This window comes from Kitasatospora sp. NPDC032150, from assembly GCF_055579945.1.
This window is the reverse complement of the sequence record NZ_JBVIMH010000018.1, coordinates 46376-66965: the sequence shown is the minus strand read 5'-3', so window position 1 is coordinate 66965 and position 20590 is coordinate 46376. Positions and strand designations below refer to the sequence as shown.

Below are 20590 nucleotides of genomic sequence, written 5' to 3'. Positions count from 1 at the left end.
CGGTCTTGACGGATGGGCGGCCGTGATGCGGGTCAGGGGCCGGTGGTGCGCTCGCCCCGGTCCGGCTGATAGGCATGGGCTGTGCGCTTTGACACCGTTCCGATGCCCCCGACCGTCGATGCCAGGCCCCGCGACATCCGCGGCTATCCCGTTCCGGCCATCACGCCGTGGCACGACGACCAGCCGCAGTTCGCACTCACCGACTACGGGCGCAGCGCAGACTGCGCGCGGGGGCGGCTGTGTTCGGTCTGCAACACGCTGATGCCGCGCGGACCGGTGTGGCGGGTGGTGGGCGCCACGGAGAGCGCCGCGATCGGCGAGGCGTTGGCCGCCGGCCGGCCGTACCGCAACCTCGCGCCGACCCTGGAGGGGCCGGGTCACCGCGCCTGCATGCTGTACGCCTCGATGGTCTGCCCCTACCTGGCCCGGCCCAACGCGCGGCGCGGCACGTCCGCCGCCCAGCCGGACGAGCTGACCGAGCACGTGGTGCGCGGTGCGATCCGCGGCTCGATGGGCGCGGTGGTGGGCTTCGCCGACTACGAGTACGCGATCACCGACACCCAGGTGCTGTTCCGCTTCGTCGACGTGGTCGAGTTCCTTCCGCACGACAAAGCGGACGCCCACCTGGACGAGCTGAGGGCCGAGTTGACCCGGTCGGCCGGAGACTGATCCGGTCGACCGGGCCGACTCGGCCCAGGTGCCGTCGCTGACTGCCCCCCGGCTCGGTCAGCGACGGAAGGCGGGCATCCCGGCGTGGGTGGACACCAGGGCCGGCTTGGCGGAGCCGTCGGCCGGGACGGTGGCGATGCCGCCGGTGGTGCGGGCCGCGATGGTCCTGCCGTCCGGGGACCAGGTCGGCTGGACGTAGTTCCTGGCGCCGGGGGTGAGGTCCTTGTCGGTCGGGGCCTGGCTGTGCAGGTCCCGCTCGAACAGGTGGTTGTGCCCGTCGACGGAGCGGACGAAGACGACCTTGTCGCCGTCGGGCGACAGCGCGGGCTCGGAGCCCTTGGTCAGCGAGCCGCCCTCCTGGCGCAGGTACTCGTCACGGATGTAGACGTCGCCCGTGCCGGTGTTCGCGTAGACGATGGAGCCGAACTTCCCGCCGGCGCCGGGCCACACGTTGCCGGTCTGCGGCAGCTGCTCCTCGTCCGGGCCGGAGTAGTGGCCCAGGGGAAGCTTGACCGGCTTGCCGTCGACCGCGGTGGCCGACACCTTCTGCAGGGTGGCGACGCCGCCCTTGGTCGCGGCGAAGATGAGGTTGTTCTTGGCCGGGACATGGTTCCGGGCGTCGGCGGCAGCGACCTGCCAGGTCGGGTGCGACCAGATCTGGTGGCCCGAGTTCTCGGCGACGACCACCCGGTGGCTGCCGTTGGCCTTGGCGACGACGAGGTTGCCGTTGGCGCCGTCGATGAAGGCGGCCTTGGAACCGTCCGGGGACCAGGCGAGGTCGCGGACGGGGACGCCGAAGTCGACCTTCTTGCCGTCGATCACGACGTACCTGGTGCCGTTGCTGATTGTCAGGCCCTTGGGCGCGGTGGCGGCGCTCGCGGTGGTGGCCGCACCGACCATGAGCAGGGCGGCGCTGGTGGCGGTGAGAGCGACGGCGACTGCGCTGCGGAGCCGGTAGCGAGTGGACATGAGTGGTTCCCCCCGGGGAAGTCGATGGTGCGGTGATCGGCGCTCGCGGGCGGCGTCCACGGTCCGGCAGGCTTCTTCTTCTGGTCTGCCCGTTCGGCTGTCGCTGCTCTGTGCGATGTGAAAATTCTGTCGGGCGAACGTTCACAATCGATCTTCTATTTGTCACTGCCGTGCAACACCGCTCAACTGGGGTTCGGGACAGGGATCTTGCACTTCACTCGGCACCTGCGTGGCGGACCTCGGGCCCGGACCGGGAGATCCGGCTCAGTCGCGACCCGTCCCGCGTCGGCTCCGGCTTGACCCTGACCCCACGTCAGGGCGCAGGCTGAACCCGACGAGAGGTGGATCGATGAGCTACTCGGTCGGGCAGGTGGCCGGCTTCGCGGGGGTCACCGTGCGCACCCTGCACTACTACGACCGGGCCGGGCTGCTCTCGCCCGGCGACCGCAGCCCGGCGGGCTACCGGCTCTACAGCGACGCCGACCTGGGCCGGCTGCAGCAGATCCTGTTCTACCGGGAGCTGGGGTTCTCCCTGGAGGAGATCGGGTCGATCCTGCAGGATCCGCAGGCCGACGTCCTGGAGCAGCTGCGTGAACGCCACCGGCAGTTGACCGAGCAGGTCACCAGGCTGCAGAAGCTGGTCGAGGTCGCCGAGCACGCCATGGCGGTCCAGCAGACGGGAGTGGAGCTGACGCCGCAGGAGCGGTTCGAGGTCTTCGGTGACGTCGTCTTCGACCTCAGCTACGCCACCGACGCCCATCTCAAGTGGGGCCGCAGCGAGGCGCACCGGGAGTCGATGGCCCGGGCCGCGGCCCACACCAAGGAGGACTGGCGGCAGTTGATGGCCGAGGCGACCGCCTGGCGGAAGCGGCTGCTCGCCGCCTTCGACGCGGGCGCGCCGTCGGACGGTGAGCGGGCCAGGGCGCTCGCCGAGGAGCACCGGCAGCACATCGGCCGCTGGTTCGCCCCCTGCCTGCCCGAGATGCACTGCCGGATCGCCGACGACTACGTCGAGGACGCCCGCGCCTTCGCCCTGGTGGTGCCCCCGGCCGAACAGCGTCCCGGGCTGGCCCAGTTCCTGCACACCGCCGTCCACGCCAACGCCGTCCACGCCAACGCCGTCCACGCCGACGCCGGTCACGCCAGCGCCGTCCACGCCGACGCCGGTAACGGCGAAGCGGGTTGAGTCCGCGCCGGCAGCCCACCCGCAAGGAGAACCGTGAAGATCCTGATCATGGCGGCCGGCTCGTACGGAGACGTCGCCCCCTACACCGGTCTCGGCGCCGGTCTGCGGCAGGCCGGCCACCAGGTCGCCCTCGCCGTGCCCGAGGCCTTCGCGCCGCTGGTGGCGTCCTGCGGAGCGGAGTTCCGCCCGCTGCCCGCCGACCCGTACGGCGGGGGCGGCTCCGCGGAGGGCCGGACGGGCCTGCTGGGCCGCGCGGGCGCGTTCATCCGGGCACTCGGCGAGGGGATCGCCGAGGCTGCCGCGCCGGGCGCGGACCTGCTGCTGCTCTCCACCACCACCGCCCCGCTGGGCCGGCACGTGGCGGAGGCGACGGGCGCCGCCTGCCTGGGCGCCTATCTGCAGCCGGTCGCGCCCACCGGGGAGTTCCCGCCGGTGGTCGGCGGCGGGCGGTCGCTCGGACGGTGGGGCAACCGGGCCGCCGGACGGCTCTCGCTGCACGTGGTGGACCGCCTGCACACCGACGCGGTGCGGCAGCTGCGGACCCGGCTGGGCCTGCCCGCCCTGGGCCCGGGCGAGGCACGCCGAAGGGAGCGCGCCCCCTGGCCGGTCCTGCACGGCTTCAGCCCGACCCTGCTGCCCCGCCCGGCGGACTGGCCGGCGGGCCTAGAGGTGGTCGGCAACTGGTGGCCGCACGATGCGGGCGAGGAGCTGCCCGCCGAGGTCGAGGACTTCCTCCAGGCCGGACCGCCGCCGGTGTTCGTCGGCTTCGGCAGCATGGGCGGCGGAGAGGGCGAACGGCTGACCGAGCTCACCGTACGGGCGCTGCGCCGGGCGGGGGTCCGCGGTGTGCTCCAGTCCGGCCGGGCCGGACTGTCGGCGGCGGGCGACGACATCCTGACCGTGGGCGAGCTGCCGCACGCCCGGCTCTTCCCCCGGACGGCCGCGGTGGTGCACCACGCGGGCGCCGGTACCACCGCCGCCGGGCTGCGTGCGGGCGTACCCGCCGTCCCGGTCCCGGTGATGGCCGACCAGCCGTTCTGGGCCCGCCGGGCGGCGGCCCTGGGTGCCGCGACCGCCCCCGTCCCGTTCCGCGAGCTCTCGGCGGACCGGCTCGCCGACGCGGTGCGGCGCGCGGTCGGCGAGCCGTCGCACCGGGCCCGCGCCCGGGCCGCGGCCGACCGGATCTCCTTCGAAGACGGCCTCGCCCGGGTGGTCGAGGCGGTCGCGGCCCTGGGCTGACCGCGCGCGCTGCCCGGCGTCGCCCTGCCTGCCGGAGCGGGCGCTACCCCGCGGGGAGGGCCGTCGGGCAGAGCCGCTGGGGCCGGCCGCCCTTGAGGGTGGCGTCGACACAGCCGGGCGGGAGGGACCCGTACGCGGTGGTGCCGAAGTTGGCGGTGACCTGGAGTACCGCGTCGCCGAAGGTGGTCTGCTGGACCCGGTGGTCAGGGGTGAGCCAGCGGAAGCCGGTCATCGGCGAGGTGCCGGCGGCCTGGTGCAGGGGCGCGAAGTAGCGCTGCAGCTCGGCCAGCCGCTTGCCCTGGGCGGTGATGGCTGGGCCGTCCAGCACCAGGTTCAACGGGGTGTTGTAGAGCATGGCGAGCAGCGCCCGATCGGTCTCCAGAGCGGGGAACTTGGTGTACGAAAGCTCCCAGCGGTCGAGGTTGACCTGCGAGTCGTGCAGCGCGGTCTCGTACAGCGGGATGCGGTACACCGGGTCGAACATGGCCTTGGCGAGGTCGGGCGGCAGGGTGACCGGCTTGAAGAACGTGCCCGGTGCGCCGGCGGGTGCGTAGCCGCCCCAGGCCGCCTTGTCCCGCTCCAGGGGCCAGAGCCCGTCGGCGACCGGGGTGGCCGAGCCGTGGCTGAACGCGATGACCGGGTTGGCCCAGCTGCCGGCGCTCTCCGAGCCGAGGACCAGCTTGTCCGGGCCGGACAGCCGGCGCATCCGGGCCAGCCGGTTGGCCTGGTCCTGCGACTGGTTCATGGCGTGGGCGGGGCTGTAGTCGTCGAACAACTCGCCCGCCGCGTCGACGTCGAGGAAGTAGCTGTCCGCGCCGTTGGCGGTCAGTTGCGCGGTGCGCTCGGCCAGGTACCGCCGGCCCTCGGCGCTCTGCTCGAAGGCCTGCGAGCTCAGGTAGCAGCCACGGTCGTGGAAGCCCGCCTTCACCTGGCCGCTGTGCTCGTGGACGCAGAAGTCCGGATAGACCGGGGACGGCCAGGAGGAGGTCGGCGCGTCGGAGGTCTTCGGGTCCTGGCCGTTGGCGAACGAGTCGTACGGGCCGACCAGGTAGCCGGCGCGCTTGGCGGCCGCGACCGCCTGGGTGTCCATCGGCTGCCCGTCGGCGTCGTAGCCGAGCCAGAGCCGGCTCAGCCCGAGCGCCTGCAGCTGTGCGACGCCCTGGGCGGTCCGGGCGGTGCCCCAGGTGTAGGCGTGGAAGGCGCCGAGGAGCTTGCCGACCTCCGGGTTGGCGGCGATCTTGCTCTTGAGGGTGACCAGCCGGCCGTGGTCGGTGAGCCAGCGCCGGTAGTCCAGCGCGGGCGCGACCGGGGACGGGTCGGTGAGGGCGAACGTGACGGTGTAGTCGGTGGTGTCCGCGCGCCGGGAGAAGGTGTGCGCGCCGGTGCCGTGCAGCCGCCCGCCGTCCGAGGCGAAGGCGACGGAGCTCCCGGCGGGCTGCGGGACCAGGTAGCTGACGCCGTGGCCGGCGAGGGTGTAGCCCCACAGCGGCATGGTCAGGTCGGCGGTGAGGTCGTAGCTGTGACCTGCCAGACCGGTGGAGTCCGAGTTCCAGAACGGGTCCGCGACCGGTACGCCGAGTCCCTCGCCGCGCGGCAGCTGCACCTGCGAGGCGGCCCGGTCGGTACCGGTGACCGGCCAGGAGAGCGTGGAGCCGTCCCGGGTGCCGTGCACGGTGATCCGCAGCCGGCCCTGCTCCGCGGCCGCCGTAACCGACAGGCCGCGTTCGGGCAGCGTCCAACTCGCGGTCCTGCCGGAGATCTTGACGGGTCCGGGGCGGCCGAGCGGCTGGGCGGCGGGCGCGGACAGGGTCAGCTCGCCGCCGTCGTCGGCCCGTACGCTCACGGCCAGCGAATCGGCCCGCACCTCGGCCGTGCCACCGCTGACGGGTATCTCGACCTGCCCGGCGTCCAGCCGGATCTCGGGTCGGGCGCTCGCCTCGGAGGCCGGCGGCCAGGCCACGCCGCACAGCGTGCCGGCGCCGGCCACGACGAGCGCTGCGGCCAGCGCGGTACGGCGGCGACGCCGCTTCCCCGCCGACTGACGGGATGTCATGGAGTCCATCCCGGAATCGTGGCGCGCCGGGTTAAGAGCCTCCCTTATGAGCGGCATCCCGGAGGGGGATCGGGCTCAACTCGCCGCAGAACAGCCCCGGTCCACCACTCCGGCGCCCGTCCGCTCCCCGCGCTAGGACGCGCCGCAGACCGGCCGGACCCGTCGTCGCGGGTGCGCCGTAGCCTCCCGGGCGTACGCCTGTGGGCCGACGACCCGCACAAGATCGCGTGGCTACCATCGGCCCGTGGATGAAGCCATGCCGCGTCCCCCGCTGCTGGGACGGACGTCGAACGCCGGCCGGCCGGCACTCAGCTGGTGCGCGGCCGTGCTGTTCGCGCTGCTGTGCTACGCCAGCCGGCCGGGCGACCCGCCGCCGGGCATCGATTACCCGGACTCCTGGCTGCACCTGGGCAGCCCAGCCTGGGTGGGGATGTCCGTCGCACTGGCGGCACCCCTCGGACTGGCCCACCGCAGGCCGCTCCCGGTCCTCGGGCTGGTACTGGCCGAGTCGCTGGCGGTCACTGTGCTCGGGCCTTGGCCGTGGCTGCTCCTGCTGGCACTGGCGGACGCCCTGGTCTGCTACCACGCCGCCACCCTTCCCCAGTCGGTGGCGGGTGCAACTCCCAGGCTCCGAACCGGCCTTGCCGCGGCCATCGGGGCGCTGGCCGTCGAGCTCGGCGGCTGGCGGATCCTGAACCAGAGCTGGGATCCACGTCACTGGCTGCCCGTCGCGCTGATGACCTCGGGCATCGTCATCGCCTGGCTGGTCGGGAACTCGGTCAGGCTGGCCGGCAACCTGGTCCGCCAGCGCCGCGAGTACGCCCGGTCGCTGCGCGAGCAGGTGGCGGTTCAGGCGCTGACGGCCGAACGCCTGCGGATAGCAAGGGAGTTGCACGACATGGTCGCGCACAGCATCGGCGTCATCGCGATCCAGGCCGGCGCGGCGAGCCTGGTCATCGACACCCAGCCGGCCGGAGCGCGCAAGGCGTTGGACGCCATCGAGGCGACCAGCAGGGAGACGCTGGCCGGACTGCGGCGGATGCTCGTGTCGCTGCGCCGGGCCGACGACGACCCGGCGGCCGTCCTCCCGACGGCCGGCCTGGAGGCCGTCGACCGGTTGGCCGGGACGGCGGCGGACGCGGGGGTGAGCCTCGACGTGCACTGGCTCGGCGAGCGGCGCCCGCTGGCGCCGGAGACCGACCTGGCCGCCTTCCGGATCATCCAGGAGTCGGTCACCAACACGGTCCGCCATGCGGGCGCCCGGCACTGCCGGGTCTCGCTGGAGTACCTGGAGGGGGAGCTGGCCATCGAGATCACCGACGACGGGCGCGGCGCCGCGCACTCCGGTGCCCCGGCCGGCGCCGGACTCGGGATCGCCGGGATGCGCGAGCGGGTGGGCCTGCTGAAGGGCCGGTTCAGCGCCGGACCGCGCCCCGAGGGCGGCTTCCGGGTGGCGGCGAGGCTGCCGGCATGACGATCAGCGTGGTAATCGCCGACGACCAGCCGCTGGTGCGCGCCGGACTCACCATGGTCATCGCAGACCTCCCGGACCTGGAGATCGTGGGGGAGGCCGGCACCGGCGCCGAGGCGGTCCGACTGGTCGGCGAGCTCGGGCCCGACGTGGTGGTGATGGACGTCCGGATGCCCGGCATGGACGGCATCGAGGCGACCCGGCTGATCACGGAGGGCCGGGGGAGCACGCACGTCCTGGTCCTCACCACCTTCGACGACGACGACAACGTCTACGCCGCCCTGCGCGCCGGCGCCTCCGGCTTCCTGGTCAAGGACATGGCGCTGCTCGACATCATCACGGCGATCCGGGTGGTCGCCGCCGGCGACGCCCTGATCGCCCCCAGCGTGACGCGCCGTCTGATCGAGGACTTCGCGGCCCGGCCCGAAACCCTCGTGCGGGGACGCCTCCGCCCACTCGAAGGCGTCACCGAACGGGAACGCGAGGTGCTGACCCTGGTCGGACGCGGGATGTCCAACGCCGAGATCGCCGAGCAGCTCTACATCGGCCCGGCCACCGCCAAGACCCACGTGGCCCGGCTGCTGAGCAAGCTCGGCGCCCGCGACCGGGTCCAGCTCGTCATCGCCGCCTACGAGGCCGGTCTGGTGACGCCGTACCGCTGAACCCGGCACGGCCCGCGGTACCGGACGGTGCCGCGGGCCGTGTTTGCCGGGCGGTCTCGGGGTGCGTGGCGGGCTCAGCGGTAGGCGGGCAGGCCGGAGTAGCCGGAGACCTTGGTCGGAGCGGCGGAGCCGTCGATCGGCAGGGTGTAGACGCCGTCGGGCGTCCGGGCGGCGACCGTCTTGCCGTCGTGGGAGATGGCCGGCTCGGTGAAGTCCGTGGTCGCGTTCGGCGTGAGGTCCTTCTCGGGCGTGCCGTAGCCGGCCTTCTCGAAGAGGTGGTCGTGTCCCTTGACCGACCGGACGAAGACGACGGTCTGCCCGTCGGGCGCCAGCGCGGGCTCGGATCCCTTGGCGATCGCGGCGCCGTTCAGCCTCAGGTAGTCGTCCCGGATGTAGACCTGGCCGTCGGTGGCGTTGGCGTAGGCCGTGGTCCCGTGCGGGCCGCCGGAGTTGGGCCACTGGTTGCCGGTCTTCGGCGGCTGGACGCTGTCCTCCTCGCTGTTGCCGATCTCCAGCGGCTGCGGGGTGCCGTTCGCGGCGGTGGCCGGGACCGACTCCAGCTTGAGCACACCGCCCTGCTTGGCGGCGAAGACGATGTTCTGCTTGCCGGAGTGGCTGTTCTGGGCGTCCGCTCCGTACACCTGCCAGGTGGGGTGGGACCAGGTCTGGCCGCCGGGGTTCTTGGCCACGATCATCCCCTTGGTGCCGTCGGCGCCGACGACCATCAGGTCGCCGTTGCTGTTGACGAACGTGGCCTTCGACCCGTCGGGGGACCAGGCGAGATCCCGGACGTCGGTGGCGAAGTTGACCGAGGTTCCGTTCATCAGCACGTTCTTCGTCCCGGTGCTGATGGTCAGCCGGTTGGCCGCGGACGTCCCGTTCACGGCCGGCTTGCCCTGGCCGCCGCCTGACGGGGCCGCGCCGGACTGGGCCGGAGCCGCACCCGACTGGGACGGAGCGGCGCTCTGCGTGCCGTTGGTGCCCGTGGTGGCGTTCGGATCGCAGGCGGAGAGCAGCATCGCGCCGGCGGTGGCGGCCAGGGTTATGGCGGCGACGGTGCCGAGCCGGTTGCGAGCGGACATGAACGTTCCCCCTTGTTGTTGCGTACGACAGGAGACAGAGTGTCAGACGCCGGTTCGGAACCGGTGCGACCGCTGTCACAGCCGGGCAACAGCCGGCGCCGCTCCGTCCGGCCGAGGTGAGCGAGGGGCCGCGCGCCGGGCGGCCGGCGCGCGGACGCGTCGCCCGCCCCGCGGTCGCGTCCCCCCGCCACGCTCAGGCCCGGTCGACCAGTGCGGCGATCCCGTCCAGGATCCGCTCCAGACCGAAGTCGAGCGGGTCGCCCTGCTGCGGGGCGAAGGCCCCGGCGGTGATGGCGGCGGTCAGCGCCGGGTAGCGGTGCCCGTGGCGCTCCAGAACGTCGGCCTCGAGCCGGTTCCACTCCTCCTCGCCGGCCTCGTCCGCGGCGGCGGACTGCTGGGCGAGGGTCCGGATGTGACCGACGATCAGCAGGAAGGCGTCGTGCTGCTGCGTCGCGGGCAGTCCGGTCCGCGACAGGGCGCCCAGCGCGGCGTCCAGCCAGGCCAGCTGGTTGGGGCCCATCAGCTGCCGGCGCACCGCGGTGGCGGTCAGGATCCACGGGTGGCGGCGGTACTTCGCCCAGCACTGCCGGGCCCAGTCGGTCAGTCGGGAACGCCAGTCGTCCGGGATGCCGTCGGTCGCGACCGGGGTGCCGAGCGCCGAGTCGACCATGAGGTCGACCAGTTCGGCCTTGCCTGGGACGTACCGGTACAGCGCCATGGTGGTGACGTCGAGCTCGGCCGCGATCCGCTGCATGGAGACCGCGTCCAGCCCCTCGGCATCGGCGATCTCGATGGCGACGGCCACGATCCGCTCGGCGGTCAGCGAGGGCTTCGGACCGCGCCGCGGCGGCTCCTGCTCCCCCCACAGCAGAGCCAGGCTCGCCTTCGGATCGCGCTTCTTCTCCCTGCTCCCGGCCATGGCCGGCCCTCCTCGACGTGGTCCTGCGGACGGATGATTGACGGCCGCTCAGAACTGTGTATAACATACACTCAATTGCGTATCAGATAAACAGTTTCTGGGGGTAACCATGTTCGGCATCGCTCTCGCGGCATCCGCGGCTCTCGCCACGCCCGTGGTCGGGGCGCTGGGGTACCGGCGGATCAGGCAGGCCCGCAACGCCCGGCTGATGCGGATCGACACGCCGAACGGCATCGACGAGCGGGGCTTCGTCCGCATCGGCGGCCTCGACCACTGGATCTCGATCCGCGGCGAGGACCTGGGCAACCCGGTGATGCTGGAGATCCACGGCGGCCCCGGCGCCTCCAACTCGCCCTACGGGGCGCGCACCCGCGCCTGGGAGAAGCACTTCACCATCGTGCGCTGGGACATGCGCGGCACCGGCAAGACCCTCGGCCGCACCGGCGTCGACGGCCAGGGCGAGCTGAGCTTCGACCGGCTGTGCCAGGACGCCCTGGACGTCACCCGGCACGCCCTCGCCCGCCTGGGGGTGGACCGGGTGATCCTGGTCGCCAACTCCTACGGCAGCGTCTTCGGGTTGCGGCTGGCCCGCCGGCACCCCGAGCTGTACTCGGCCTACGTCGGCACCGACCAGAACATCAACGACGGCGGCCTGGACGACTCCGTCCGCCAGGCGCTGCTGGCACGGCTGCGCGCCGCCGGCAAGTCCAAGGACGTCGCCGTGGTGGAGCGGACGGGCCCCGACCGCACCGCCTGGACCGCCGAGCAGTTCAGCGCCTACGCCAAGCTGGTCGTGACCAGCGACCCGCTGACCTTCGACACCATGAAGACCGTGGTGGTGCGGTCCCTGCTGTTCTCCCCACTGCACTCGCTGCGCGACGTGAAGTACTTCTTCAAGGGCATGAAGCTGTCCGAGCGGATCGTCCCCGCCACCGCCGCCTTCGACGACTGGGCCGACGGCACCACCTTCGACCTGCCGTTCTTCATCTTCCAGGGCGACCAGGACGTGCTCACCACTCCCGAGCTCGCCAAGCGCTTCTTCGACGACGTGCAGGCCCCGGTCAAGGACTTCGCGCTGATCCGCGACGCCGCCCACTTCGCGTCGTTCCGGCAGCCGGAGCAGTTCCTGGACCTGATGCTGACCAAGGTCCGGCCGGTCGTGACCGGCCGCCGGAGCGTCGCCGTCGGGTGACCGGAGCCGGCCGCCGGACAAGGCGACGCCCTGGTGGGCGGTTCGGCCACGCAAGGCCTCTCGGCCTCTCGGCCACGCACGGCCTCTCGGCCTCTCGGCCTCTCGGCCTCTCGGCCTCTCGGCCTCTCGGCCTCTCGGCCTCTCGGCCTCTCGGCCACGACGGACGCGGCGTTCGCCGCGTGAGGGGCCGGGCCGCCGGCCCGCCCCGAATCCCGCGCGCGGGAACGGGTACGGCGGGTAGGTTGACGGCAACCGGTCCCCGGGAGAGCGATGCCGTCCGTCCAGCCCCGCGTCCTGTTCGTCACCGACCTCGCCTACGTGAAGGCGTCGCTGCACCGGTTCGCCGCCGAGGCCCGCACCGCCCGCAGCCCCCGGCGTAGCCGGGCGGGCGGGACGGCGCGGCCGACAACTGTCCGCCGTGGTACGGCCGGCGGCCCGCGTCGGTCTCCGGGGCCGGACAGGGCCTAGCTCAGCGTCTTCAACGCCGTCGCGTCGTACGGCTTCAGCTCCTCGAACCGGTCCGCCAGGACCTTCGCCGCCCACTCCGGATCCTGGAGCAGGGCGCGGCCGACGGCGACCAGGTCGAACTCGTCACGCTCCAGGCGGTCGAGGAGGTCGTCGATGCCCTGGACCAGGGCGCCCTCGCCCCTGAAGCCGCCGATGAAGTCGCCGTCGAGGCCGACCGAACCGACGGTGATGGTGGGCCTGCCGGTGAGCTTCTTGGTCCAGCCCGCCAGGTTCAGGGCCGAACCCTCGAACTCCGGGAGCCAGTAGCGGCGGGTGGAGGCGTGGAAGGCGTCGACGCCGGCCGCGGCGAGCGGGGCCAGGATCGCCTCCAGCTCCTGAGGGGTCTCGGCGAGCCTCGCGTCGTAGGCCTCCTGCTTCCACTGCGAGTAGCGGAAGATCACCGGGAAGCCGGGCGAAACGGCCTCGCGGACCGCGGCCACGATCTCGGCCGCGAACTTCGTCCGGGCCACCGGGTCGCCGCCGTAGGCGTCGGTACGGTGGTTCGTCCCCGCCCACAGGAACTGGTCGATGAGGTAGCCGTGGGCGCCGTGCAGTTCGACGCCGTCGAAGCCGATGCGTTCGGCGGCCGCGGCAGCCTCGGCGAAGGCACCGATGACGTCGTCCAGGTCGCTCCGGGTCATCGCCCTGCCATGCCCTTCGGTGCCGTCGACACGGAGGCCGGAGGGGCCGACGGCGGGGGCGTCGGCGTAGGGCGGCTCACCCTGCTTGCGCACCATGCCGATGTGCCACAGCTGCGGCACGATCGTCCCGCCCGCCGCGTGAACGGCCTCGGCGACCTTCGCCCATCCCGCCAACTGCTCTTCACCGTGGAACCGCGGCACACGGTCACTCTGCCCCGCCGACTCATGGCCGACGTAGGTCCCCTCGGTGACGATCAGGCCCACACCCGCGGCGGCGCGCCGGGCGTAGTACGACCGCACGTCCTCACCGGGGACGCCGCCCGGGGAGAACATGCGCGTCATCGGCGCCATCACGATGCGGTTGGGGACGGTCAGGCCGTTCAGTGCGACGGGCCGGGACAGGATCCCGGCCGCGCGGGAGGCGGAGGATGCGGTGACGGTCATAGGTGTTCCTCGCAGCTACCAGACGGTGTGTGCACACGCGTTGAATGCGTGTAGATGCCAACCACTCCGGCGGCCATGACATTTCACCTGCCCGATGAGCCGTCATGTGATCCCGGACACATGCCCGGGAGTGGGGGCGGTCGGCGCTCCCGTGGTCGCTTCCGCGGTCGGGCGCTGCGATGGCTGCCCGGTACCAGCGTGTGACCGCAGGCATCCTCCAGGGCGTTGCCGAGCGCGTGGGCGGCCTCATCTGGCAGGTGGCCAAGGGTGCGGACGGGGGCCGACCCAGGGGGTCGTTCTGGGGGTGAACCACCGGAACGCCGAGCTGGGGGAGCTTGCGGTGGGTGGCCGGTTCGGCCAGCCGGGGAGCTCAAGAACGAAATACCACTCGGAGGGGTGCGGGTCCCTTCCTGCATCGGCTCCGGCCGGCCACCCGGAGCCGGAGAGGAGATCAACCGTGCCGAGGCCGCCGCGCGCAGAGAAGAGCGCTGCGGGTTGGGCCAGGAAATCGCAACTGGGACCAAAATTGGAACCACAGGACGATGATGGCCCCGACCGCAGGAGCGGTCGGGGCCATCATCTGCCCAGCTGGGCGAAGGCGGAGGATACGAGATTCGAACTCGTGAGGGGTTGCCCCCAGCACGCTTTCCAATTCTCCCCAGCGTCGTTCAAGTGGGTCCGGCCCTGTCCTGACCAGGGGCGGAGCAGCGCTCGTAGTGCTGACTGAACCCCGGCGGACTGGCATGAATGAGACCAGAATTGAGACCACCCGCGTCTCTCTGCTGGTCTCAGGCTCTACTTGCCGTAGTGGTAACGGCACGCGATGACGCACAGGGTGTCGACCTGCTCGTCAAGGATGTAAACCAGGCGGTGTTCCTGATCGATCCGGCGGGACCAGGCCCCGGCGAGCTCGTGCCGCAAGGGTTCAGGTTTGCCGATGCCCTCGTTGCCGTTCCGGCGGATGTCGTCGATCAGCAGATTGATGCGCTTGAGGAGGCGGCGATCGTCAGCCTGCCAAGATAGGTAGTCGCTCCAGCCGCGCTCGGTGAACTGGACCTTCACGCGCCCTGCTCGGTGAGGTCTTCGGGGTCGATCAGTTCGCGGGTCACCGCACGGCCCTCCCGGTACTCCCGCAGGGAGCGGTGAAGGTGGTCGGCGTTGGCCGGGGAGCGCAGCAGGTAGTCGGTCTCGCGGAGCGAGGCGTACTCGGCCAGGGAGACGACAACCAGCGGCTCGTGGCCGGCGCGTGTGATGACGAGCTCTTCGGCGTCGCTCTCAACGGCATCGAGCGCGGCGGCGAGATTGCCGCGGAGCTCGGTAGCACTCATCGTCTTCATGCTGTACAGAATAACGTACATCTATCGAGCGGGCCAGGGGCGAACGACGAAGGCCCGGACCGCATGGTGCGGTCCGGGCCTTCGATCAAGGCGGAGGATACGAGATTCGAACTCGTGAGGGGTTGCCCCCGACACGCTTTCCAATTCTGCGCGGCGTTGTTTTGGCGAGGTCCAGGCGAGTCCTGACCTGCGGGTCTCCTGTAACTGGGAGAGCGGCTGAACCTGTCTGGACGGCGATGAATGCGACCGAAACTGAGACCAAGGACCAGGCCATGGTCGTTCCTGCAGCGCTCGCCATCAGGCGGGACATCCCAGCGACGGTTAAAGGCGAGATGCTCTCAGCGCAGCGCTCTCGGCTGATGACTCCCCTGGTCTTCTTCGGATCCGACTCCACGGTAGGGAGGGTGGGCGAGACGCAGAATGGCCTTCCATCCTTCCATCTCGCATTCATGTCCATTCATCTTCTCCCTGAGCCTTCGGTGTCAGAAGTTCTGGTGGCCGACGGCGTGGTGCTGGGTGTCGTACTCGTCGAGGGCGTGGAGGTGGGAGGTGGTGGGGACGGGGATGGCGTAGGCGGTGAAGGCGGTGCCGGGGATGGTGGCGGTGGTGGCGGTGGTGGGTGCGGCGTTGGTGAAGGTCATGGTGGCGGTGGCGACGTCGGCGGCGGGTTGGGCGATGAAGAGGCTGGCGCCGTTGGGGAGGTTGTGTTGGCCGTACATGCCGCGGGGGCTGGGGTCGGTGGGGCCCTTGACGCCGGCGCAGTCGCCGTAGCGGCTGGTGGGCTGGTTGTTGATGGTGGTGCGCAGGCAGACCAGTTGTCCGGTGGTCTTCTCGCCGGGCGCGTAGTCCGCGGGGGTGGTCGGGTAGTAGGTCAGCGTGACCGACCAGGAGGAGCCGTCCAGCACACCGCTGCCCACGGTCCGCGACAGCTGGCCCGGGACCGGCGCCGCGGCGGCGGCCGGGGGCTGCGGTGTTCCCACCGGATCCTGCAGGTCCCAGGAGAGCGCGAGGGCGCCGGCCAGTGCGCAGGCCGTGACGCCAGTCAGCGCCCGGCGCCGGCGCGTGCGAAGCGCCCGGCCCGACCGCAGGATCTCGGTGACAGGCGCGGGTGACGGGGTGATCCGGCCGGCCGAACGGGCCAGGGCGTCCTGGAGTTGATCGGTCATGAGGTCGCTCCCCACAGGTCGGCGGCGTGGTCGAGCAGGGCGGGGTCGGAGCGCAGCTTGGCCAGCGCACGGGATGCCTGGCTCTTCACCGTGCCGACGCTGCACCCGAGTTCGTCGGCGACCTGCTCCAGGCTCAGATCCTCCCAGTAGCGCAGTACCACCACGGCCCGCTGGCGTTCGGGCAGCCCGGCGAGGGCCGCGACCAGCAGGTCGCGCCCCTCGCCGGGGTGGGTTGCCGCCGGTGCCGGTCTGTCCGGCAGGAAGGGCGTCAGCAGGTGGCTGACCCTTCGCCGCCGGACCCGGCTGCGGTTGTTGTTCACCAGTGCGCATCGCAGGTAGCTCGTGGCGGTGTCCGGGCGCATCCGCGGCCACTGCGGATACGCCTTCGCGAGGGTGGTCTGCACCAGGTCCTCGGCCTCGTGGAAGTCACCGGTGAGCAGGTAGGCGGTCTGCACCAGTGACCCCCACCGGGCCACCACGAACTCGCTGAAGCCGGCGTCCTCGCATGCTCGCTCTGTGCCGCTGCGCACGGGAATGGGCGTCCTTCGGGTCGGTGCCGGTGTCAGAAGTTCTGGTGGCCGACGGCGTGGTGCTGGGTGTCGTACTCGTCGAGGGCGTGGAGGTGGGAGGTGGTGGGGACGGGGATGGCGTAGGCGGTGAAGGCGGTGCCGGGGATGGTGGCGGTGGTGGCGGTGGTGGGTGCGGCGTTGGTGAAGGTCATGGTGGCGGTGGCGACGTCGGCGGCGGGTTGGGCGATGAAGAGGCTGGCGCCGTTGGGGAGGTTGTGTTGGCCGTACATGCCGCGGGGGCTGGGGTCGGTGGGGCCCTTGACGCCGGCGCAGTCGCCGTAGCGGCTGGTGGGCTGGTTGTTGATGGTGGTGCGCAGGCAGACCAGTTGTCCGGTGGTCTTCTCGCCGGGCGCGTAGTCCGCGGGGGTGGTCGGGTAGTAGGTCAGCGTGACCGACCAGGAGGAGCCGTCCAGCACACCGCTGCCCACGGTCCGCGACCGAGGGGCGGCGGCCGGCGACCCGGCGGCGGGGACGTCCGTGCCGGCGGGCGCGGCGTCAGGGGCGGTGGAGGGCGACGCCTGCGCCGCGGCTTTCGCTGTGGCGAGCGGAACGGCGAGGGCTGCGGGGGCGGAGTCGGCGTTGGCGGACGTGCTCAGGGCGAGGCCGGCTAGTGCGGCGGCCGCCGCGGCGGCTGCGATGAGCTTCTTGGTCCGTGGCGGGGTCATGGTTCTCCTCGATCGCGCAGGGGGTGAACGGTAGGAGTGGCGCCTCTCCACCCGTCAGTACTCCCGCTGCGCCGAAGGGGTTGCATGCGTCGAGGACGGACGCGCTGAGCGCGAAACGCGGACGGGCCCCGGCGAAGACGCTGTGTGAGTCCCGGGAGCGCCTGCAGGGCGACGACGTGGCGGGTCCTCCACCCCACGCGGTGGAGGACCCGTCGCCTGGGTTGCGTGGCGACCTTCCGGCCCAGTGCCGTGCCCGCGACTGGATCGAGCGAACCGGCGCTCGGAAGGCTAGTGACCTGCTCTGGGCCGAGTCCGCCGAGGACTCAGGGCCCGGCGGGGCGCGGTCAGCGAGGCCCAAAATCCCAACTGAGACCACAGCATGACGAAGGCCCCGACCGGCAACCGGTCGGGGCCTTCGTCTGCCCTGGCGGGCAGAGGCGGAGGATACGAGATTCGAACTCGTGAGGGGTTGCCCCCAACACGCTTTCCAACTGTTCGCCCGGGCGTTCGGAGATGGTTGCAGGCGTCCTGACCTGCGGCGGAGCGGCGCGCTTGGCAGGCTTCGGACGGCGCCGGACGAGGCTGAATGCAACCAGAACTGCAACCAGGGACGGCCGCTGACGCTCGCTCTGGCTGTCGCAACTGCGGGGCTGTTGGCGCCGGCTGCGGGCGTGTGGAGATGGTGCAAGGGAGGATCCGTGAGCCGCTCTCCCCGCAGGCTCGGTCTTTTCGTTGCTTTGCGAGGCTAGGGGCCAGGAATTTGAACTGGCGGAGATAGCTGGGGCTCCGTTACGTCCTGATCCGAGACGTCGATCAAGAGGTTGAAGAGCCAGACTAGCCTGAGCGATCGAAGCACTCCAAAAACTAGAATAAATTCAATAACGTAGCCAATTTTGCCTGGCTTATCGTGCATGTCGAGCACGAGTGCTGAAAGGCAGCTGCCGGAGATGATAAGCATGGCCCTCAGAATTCCAGACCAATTCTTTCGCATTCTCAAGCCGAAGCGTCGCCTGATCTCCAGCATTCGCCTGCCATTAGCGGTAGCGTATTGGCTAATGGCCGCAGTTCCAAAGCCCCCCACTAGCGCCGAGACTGACGCCGCAGTCATGTACAGGTTGCTACGGTTGCCCGCGGGGAGCGCCGTCAGCAAGTCTTCGTGGTGGGTGACCGTGCGGTAGGCTGCGTATCCAGCCATAGCAATTGCCGCTAAAGCCCAGTCGGCTAGTGGAAACTCGGCCCAACGGTCCCGGACTCGGCTCATTAGATTGAAAAGTGCCACGGCTCCGTCTCCCCTCGTGAACCCAGGGCTACCACCTTAGAGGGTGGCACTGACAGCAGCGCGCAGGTCGTCCGCGTGTTCTCGAGCTGCATCCAAGATCGCATCGACTGCCGCCTCGTGGCGAGGTCGAGAGTCCTCCGCGCGTACTTGAACGCGCTTTTTGGCCGTAATGTGGTGCTTTAGGAAGTCCAGCGACTCGTCCTTTAGGTCACCTGAGGGCGTAGGAAGGGTCACTACCGCACGCGCTCGAGCGACACCATTCGGCTCGGTTAGCCAGCCAAGCTCGGACATTAGCGCCTGGACATCTTCGCGCAGCCGCCTTTCGCCACGGGCTCTGGCAACTGGGCCAAGGCCACTACCGCGCTTTGGCAGCTCAATGGTCATGCTGATTTTGTGGTCGGGATAGCGTTCGCGGCCCTGGCGTGCGAAGCCTGCGAGCCCGACCCCCTCTGGGGGCATCAGGCCGGGGATGGGCTTAAAGCTGAATTCGAACCTGTGTACCGCTGAGGCCTGTTGTAGTTTCTCCCAGACGCCGCGGCTAATTACGGGCCAGAGGGCGATATCTTCGGCAACCATGCCGCAGCTATTCATCCATCGCTGCAGGGCCGAGGCGCGAGGCGAGGCTTGGCCTGCTTGCATGATGCCGATGATATTTCCGAAATCTAGAAAGCATACCGTGGTTGTGTCAATGAAGCCCCGATTCCCTTCGAGTCGAAGGTCTTCGATGTGGCCGTGGTCCAGGTCGACAGTCTGATGGTCGCCGCTTCCGATGCGTCCAATAAGAAGGTGCTCTTTGCCATTGCCGGACACCACTTCCCCGATGAATTGATCATCTTCGGTGGTGTAAGTCCGTTGCGCTGCGGGCTTGGGTTGGATGCGTGCGAGTGCCAAGGGCCAGTCAACCTGTTCCATTCGTGGATTCTGAGAGTCCTTTGCTCGAACCACTTCGTAGAAGGCGACAGTCCTAATGCGACTTTCGGCCATGGAACCCCCTCCGGTCCACCATCGAACGTCCGCAGTCTACGGCTGGTTAAGGCTTCTCGGAACGACTTTGGTGCAGGTCGTTGTTCCGCAGGCAGGTCCGCGCCTTGGTTGCAGCTGAAGGTGGCTCGGCCAACACGCAGCCACTTCTCTAAATAGAACACATTAGCGAGAGCGTGCCGTCGTAATGGCGGGCGAGCCCGAGACGTTGCTGGAATCAGTGCGGTGAGGCCTGCCGCAGGTGTCCGGCGGCCTTCCCTGTCTGGTCCCGTCGCATGGCGGTCATGGACAACTCGGCGACGCGGGGAAGGAAGGTTAGGTCGAGCTGGTCAACTGGGTGCAGCAGGCCACGTTCGCAGGTCTCTGCCGTCCATACCGTGTAGCCAGCCCGCGGGTAGGAAGTGTTGATGCCGATCTCACCCTTCGGGATCGTGCCGTTGAAGGGCGTCGGGATGCCTTCGGTGTTCCAGTAGGCCCACGCTTCAAGGGCCTTTGCCTGCTCGAAGGCGAGGTAGAGCTGCGGGTATCGGTCGATGATGCGCGTCTCGCGGAAGATGAGTTGGCCCAGTAGGTGAGGCGTGGTCGCGGCGAGGGTGTCGAAGTCCGCGTCGTGGAATGCGAAGGACGCCGCGTCCTGACTGGGCGCCAGCGCCACGCTGGCGAACAGGTGTGACAGGCGCCGCCTGGTGAAGCGGGCTACGCCGGAGGTCAGACCGGCCTCGATTTGCCCGACGAGCTGGAGGAGGCGCTCGTGGCCTGGGTTGAAGCGGGAGAGGTCGAAGAGCTGGTCCATGCCCTGGACCGCTGAGAAGGCCAGCTGCTTGTAGAGGCGATTGTTCATCTCTCCGAGCTGGCCGTACGCCTTGGTCTCGGGGGTCGTGGAGTGGAGCATCAGGTACTCGGAGAGCACCTCGAAGTAGAGGTAACCGAGGAACGGGAAGGTCGGCACGGTGGCGGCGAGCTGGTCGAAGAACTCGGCTTCCAGGGTCGGCTTCCCGGCGGCGTTGGCGAGGAGGGTGCGGAGGAAGGGCGCCGCTGCACGGATCCGGTTCAGCACTGCTTGGCGGAGCTGGGCGTCTTCGGGCCGGGTGAGGAAGCTGCGGTGGGTGAGGTAGGTGCGCAGGTGGATGGCGCCCAACCGGAGGTAGTCGATGCCCTTGGGTGGCACGGGAGCGTCAGGGGTGATCTCGAAGACCAGGGTGCGGGTGTGCTTCTTCGTCTCCAGCAGGTACGTGCCGAGGTTGTGGGGGCGTAGGCCGGCGGGCTCAGGGGTGAGGGGCGCGCAGTAGAGGGCCGCGGCCAGGCAGCCGGTGGAGGCGTAAAGGTGCCCGCTGGCGCGGATCGCGTCCAGGGCGACGGTGGTGTGCATCAGGTGGATGGGGCGTCCGGAGGTCAGCGTTTTGATCAGGGCGTTGCCGCTGAGGAGCCAGCCGTTGGGCGTCCCGTGTTCGAGGTGGTGGCGCCAGTCGGCTTCGCTCTCGGCGAGGCCGGAGGGGCCGGGCCGGGTGACGCTGCTGGTGTGGTCGGTGTGGGCGTGGTCCCACTCGTGGTGCATGGAT

18 protein-coding genes are annotated in these 20590 nt (G+C 70.5%); 6 read left to right on the top strand and 12 right to left on the bottom strand.

The features are described 5' to 3' along the window. Window positions 1–102 precede the first annotated feature (102 nt). Window positions 103–669, top strand: a complete 567-nt coding sequence (locus ACZ5ON_RS21700) for a hypothetical protein (protein WP_465594986.1) — start codon at window positions 103–105, stop codon at window positions 667–669. A 57-nt stretch (window positions 670–726) separates the two neighbouring features. Here the strand turns inward: ACZ5ON_RS21700 and ACZ5ON_RS21695 are convergent, their stop codons facing one another. Next, complete coding sequence (locus tag ACZ5ON_RS21695; protein ID WP_465594983.1) at window positions 727–1638, bottom strand: TolB family protein; 912 nt, start codon at window positions 1636–1638, stop codon at window positions 727–729. A 349-nt stretch (window positions 1639–1987) separates the two neighbouring features. On the opposite strand from ACZ5ON_RS21695, the gene ACZ5ON_RS21690 reads away from it, so the two are divergent. After that, window positions 1988–2824 carry a MerR family transcriptional regulator gene (locus ACZ5ON_RS21690; protein WP_465594980.1) on the top strand — a complete coding sequence of 279 codons (837 nt, stop codon included), beginning with the start codon at window positions 1988–1990 and terminating at the stop codon, window positions 2822–2824. A gap of 33 nt (window positions 2825–2857) precedes the next feature. Continuing rightward, the gene (locus ACZ5ON_RS21685) at window positions 2858–4063 is read left to right on the top strand and encodes a glycosyltransferase (protein ID WP_465594977.1); all 1206 of its coding nucleotides are present in this window, start codon (window positions 2858–2860) and stop codon (window positions 4061–4063) included. A 43-nt stretch (window positions 4064–4106) separates the two neighbouring features. Here the strand turns inward: ACZ5ON_RS21685 and ACZ5ON_RS21680 are convergent, their stop codons facing one another. Next, window positions 4107–6116: a glycoside hydrolase gene (locus tag ACZ5ON_RS21680; protein ID WP_465594974.1), complete on the bottom strand. Its 2010-nt coding sequence runs from the start codon at window positions 6114–6116 to the stop codon at window positions 4107–4109. 244 nt (window positions 6117–6360) lie between these two features. Here ACZ5ON_RS21680 and ACZ5ON_RS21675 point away from each other — a divergent pair, with 244 nt between their 5' ends. Together ACZ5ON_RS21675 and ACZ5ON_RS21670 are read left to right on the top strand one after the other, a co-directional pair. Then, the gene (locus ACZ5ON_RS21675) at window positions 6361–7590 is read left to right on the top strand and encodes a sensor histidine kinase (RefSeq protein WP_465594971.1); all 1230 of its coding nucleotides are present in this window, start codon (window positions 6361–6363) and stop codon (window positions 7588–7590) included. Continuing rightward, window positions 7587–8249, top strand: a complete 663-nt coding sequence (locus ACZ5ON_RS21670; protein WP_465594969.1) for a response regulator — start codon at window positions 7587–7589, stop codon at window positions 8247–8249. Before ACZ5ON_RS21675 ends, ACZ5ON_RS21670 begins: the two co-directional genes overlap by 4 nt. Window positions 8250–8323: 74 nt before the next feature. On the opposite strand, the gene ACZ5ON_RS21665 is transcribed toward ACZ5ON_RS21670, so the two are convergent. Both ACZ5ON_RS21665 and ACZ5ON_RS21660 read right to left on the bottom strand, forming a co-directional pair. Next, the gene (locus ACZ5ON_RS21665) at window positions 8324–9331 is read right to left on the bottom strand and encodes a TolB-like translocation protein (protein ID WP_465594966.1); all 1008 of its coding nucleotides are present in this window, start codon (window positions 9329–9331) and stop codon (window positions 8324–8326) included. A gap of 193 nt (window positions 9332–9524) precedes the next feature. After that, entirely contained in the window at window positions 9525–10250 is a 726-nt protein-coding gene (locus tag ACZ5ON_RS21660) for a TetR/AcrR family transcriptional regulator (RefSeq protein WP_465594963.1), read from the bottom strand. Window positions 10251–10359: 109 nt separating this feature from the next. Here ACZ5ON_RS21660 and ACZ5ON_RS21655 point away from each other — a divergent pair, with 109 nt between their 5' ends. Continuing rightward, window positions 10360–11442 carry an alpha/beta fold hydrolase gene (locus ACZ5ON_RS21655; protein WP_465594960.1) on the top strand — a complete coding sequence of 361 codons (1083 nt, stop codon included), beginning with the start codon at window positions 10360–10362 and terminating at the stop codon, window positions 11440–11442. Between the two features lie 464 nt (window positions 11443–11906). Here ACZ5ON_RS21655 and ACZ5ON_RS21650 read toward each other — a convergent pair whose 3' ends face one another. The 8 genes from ACZ5ON_RS21650 to ACZ5ON_RS21615 form a co-directional block, all read right to left on the bottom strand. Further along, a complete protein-coding gene (locus ACZ5ON_RS21650) occupies window positions 11907–13034 on the bottom strand; it encodes an NADH:flavin oxidoreductase (protein WP_465594957.1) in 1128 nt (375 codons plus the stop codon). 795 nt (window positions 13035–13829) lie between these two features. Beyond that, entirely contained in the window at window positions 13830–14096 is a 267-nt protein-coding gene (locus tag ACZ5ON_RS21645) for a Txe/YoeB family addiction module toxin (RefSeq protein WP_465594954.1), read from the bottom strand. Further along, entirely contained in the window at window positions 14093–14371 is a 279-nt protein-coding gene (locus ACZ5ON_RS21640; protein WP_465594951.1) for a type II toxin-antitoxin system Phd/YefM family antitoxin, read from the bottom strand. Before ACZ5ON_RS21640 ends, ACZ5ON_RS21645 begins: the two co-directional genes overlap by 4 nt. A 482-nt stretch (window positions 14372–14853) precedes the next feature. Further along, entirely contained in the window at window positions 14854–15537 is a 684-nt protein-coding gene (locus tag ACZ5ON_RS21635) for a hypothetical protein (RefSeq protein ID WP_465594948.1), read from the bottom strand. After that, window positions 15534–16067: a SigE family RNA polymerase sigma factor gene (locus ACZ5ON_RS21630; RefSeq protein ID WP_465594945.1), complete on the bottom strand. Its 534-nt coding sequence runs from the start codon at window positions 16065–16067 to the stop codon at window positions 15534–15536. The genes ACZ5ON_RS21635 and ACZ5ON_RS21630 overlap by 4 nt, the downstream gene beginning before the upstream one ends. 32 nt (window positions 16068–16099) lie before the next feature. Beyond that, window positions 16100–16771, bottom strand: a complete 672-nt coding sequence (locus ACZ5ON_RS21625) for a hypothetical protein (protein ID WP_465594942.1) — start codon at window positions 16769–16771, stop codon at window positions 16100–16102. Window positions 16772–18086: 1315 nt separating this feature from the next. After that, window positions 18087–18962, bottom strand: a complete 876-nt coding sequence (locus tag ACZ5ON_RS21620) for a hypothetical protein (RefSeq protein WP_465594939.1) — start codon at window positions 18960–18962, stop codon at window positions 18087–18089. A 286-nt stretch (window positions 18963–19248) separates the two neighbouring features. Further along, the gene (locus ACZ5ON_RS21615) at window positions 19249–20586 is read right to left on the bottom strand and encodes a hypothetical protein (RefSeq protein ID WP_465594936.1); all 1338 of its coding nucleotides are present in this window, start codon (window positions 20584–20586) and stop codon (window positions 19249–19251) included. Between the last annotated feature and the right edge of the window lie 4 nt (window positions 20587–20590).

Excerpts from the sequence above, each read along its gene's own strand:
- ACZ5ON_RS21625 (WP_465594942.1), bottom strand. The coding sequence starts at position 16,771 with ATGACCCCGCCACGGACCAAGAAGCTCATCGCAGCCGCCGCGGCGGCC.
- ACZ5ON_RS21660 (WP_465594963.1), bottom strand. The coding sequence starts at position 10,250 with ATGGCCGGGAGCAGGGAGAAGAAGCGCGATCCGAAGGCGAGCCTGGCT.
- ACZ5ON_RS21640 (WP_465594951.1), bottom strand. The coding sequence starts at position 14,371 with ATGAAGACGATGAGTGCTACCGAGCTCCGCGGCAATCTCGCCGCCGCG.
- ACZ5ON_RS21655 (WP_465594960.1), top strand. The coding sequence starts at position 10,360 with ATGTTCGGCATCGCTCTCGCGGCATCCGCGGCTCTCGCCACGCCCGTG.
- ACZ5ON_RS21650 (WP_465594957.1), bottom strand. The coding sequence starts at position 13,034 with ATGACCGTCACCGCATCCTCCGCCTCCCGCGCGGCCGGGATCCTGTCC.
- ACZ5ON_RS21695 (WP_465594983.1), bottom strand. The coding sequence starts at position 1,638 with ATGTCCACTCGCTACCGGCTCCGCAGCGCAGTCGCCGTCGCTCTCACC.
- ACZ5ON_RS21700 (WP_465594986.1), top strand. The coding sequence starts at position 103 with ATGCCCCCGACCGTCGATGCCAGGCCCCGCGACATCCGCGGCTATCCC.
- ACZ5ON_RS21665 (WP_465594966.1), bottom strand. The coding sequence starts at position 9,331 with ATGTCCGCTCGCAACCGGCTCGGCACCGTCGCCGCCATAACCCTGGCC.
- ACZ5ON_RS21635 (WP_465594948.1), bottom strand. The coding sequence starts at position 15,537 with ATGACCGATCAACTCCAGGACGCCCTGGCCCGTTCGGCCGGCCGGATC.
- ACZ5ON_RS21680 (WP_465594974.1), bottom strand. The coding sequence starts at position 6,116 with ATGACATCCCGTCAGTCGGCGGGGAAGCGGCGTCGCCGCCGTACCGCG.
- ACZ5ON_RS21615 (WP_465594936.1), bottom strand. The coding sequence starts at position 20,586 with ATGCACCACGAGTGGGACCACGCCCACACCGACCACACCAGCAGCGTC.
- ACZ5ON_RS21690 (WP_465594980.1), top strand. The coding sequence starts at position 1,988 with ATGAGCTACTCGGTCGGGCAGGTGGCCGGCTTCGCGGGGGTCACCGTG.
- ACZ5ON_RS21620 (WP_465594939.1), bottom strand. The coding sequence starts at position 18,962 with ATGGAACAGGTTGACTGGCCCTTGGCACTCGCACGCATCCAACCCAAG.
- ACZ5ON_RS21670 (WP_465594969.1), top strand. The coding sequence starts at position 7,587 with ATGACGATCAGCGTGGTAATCGCCGACGACCAGCCGCTGGTGCGCGCC.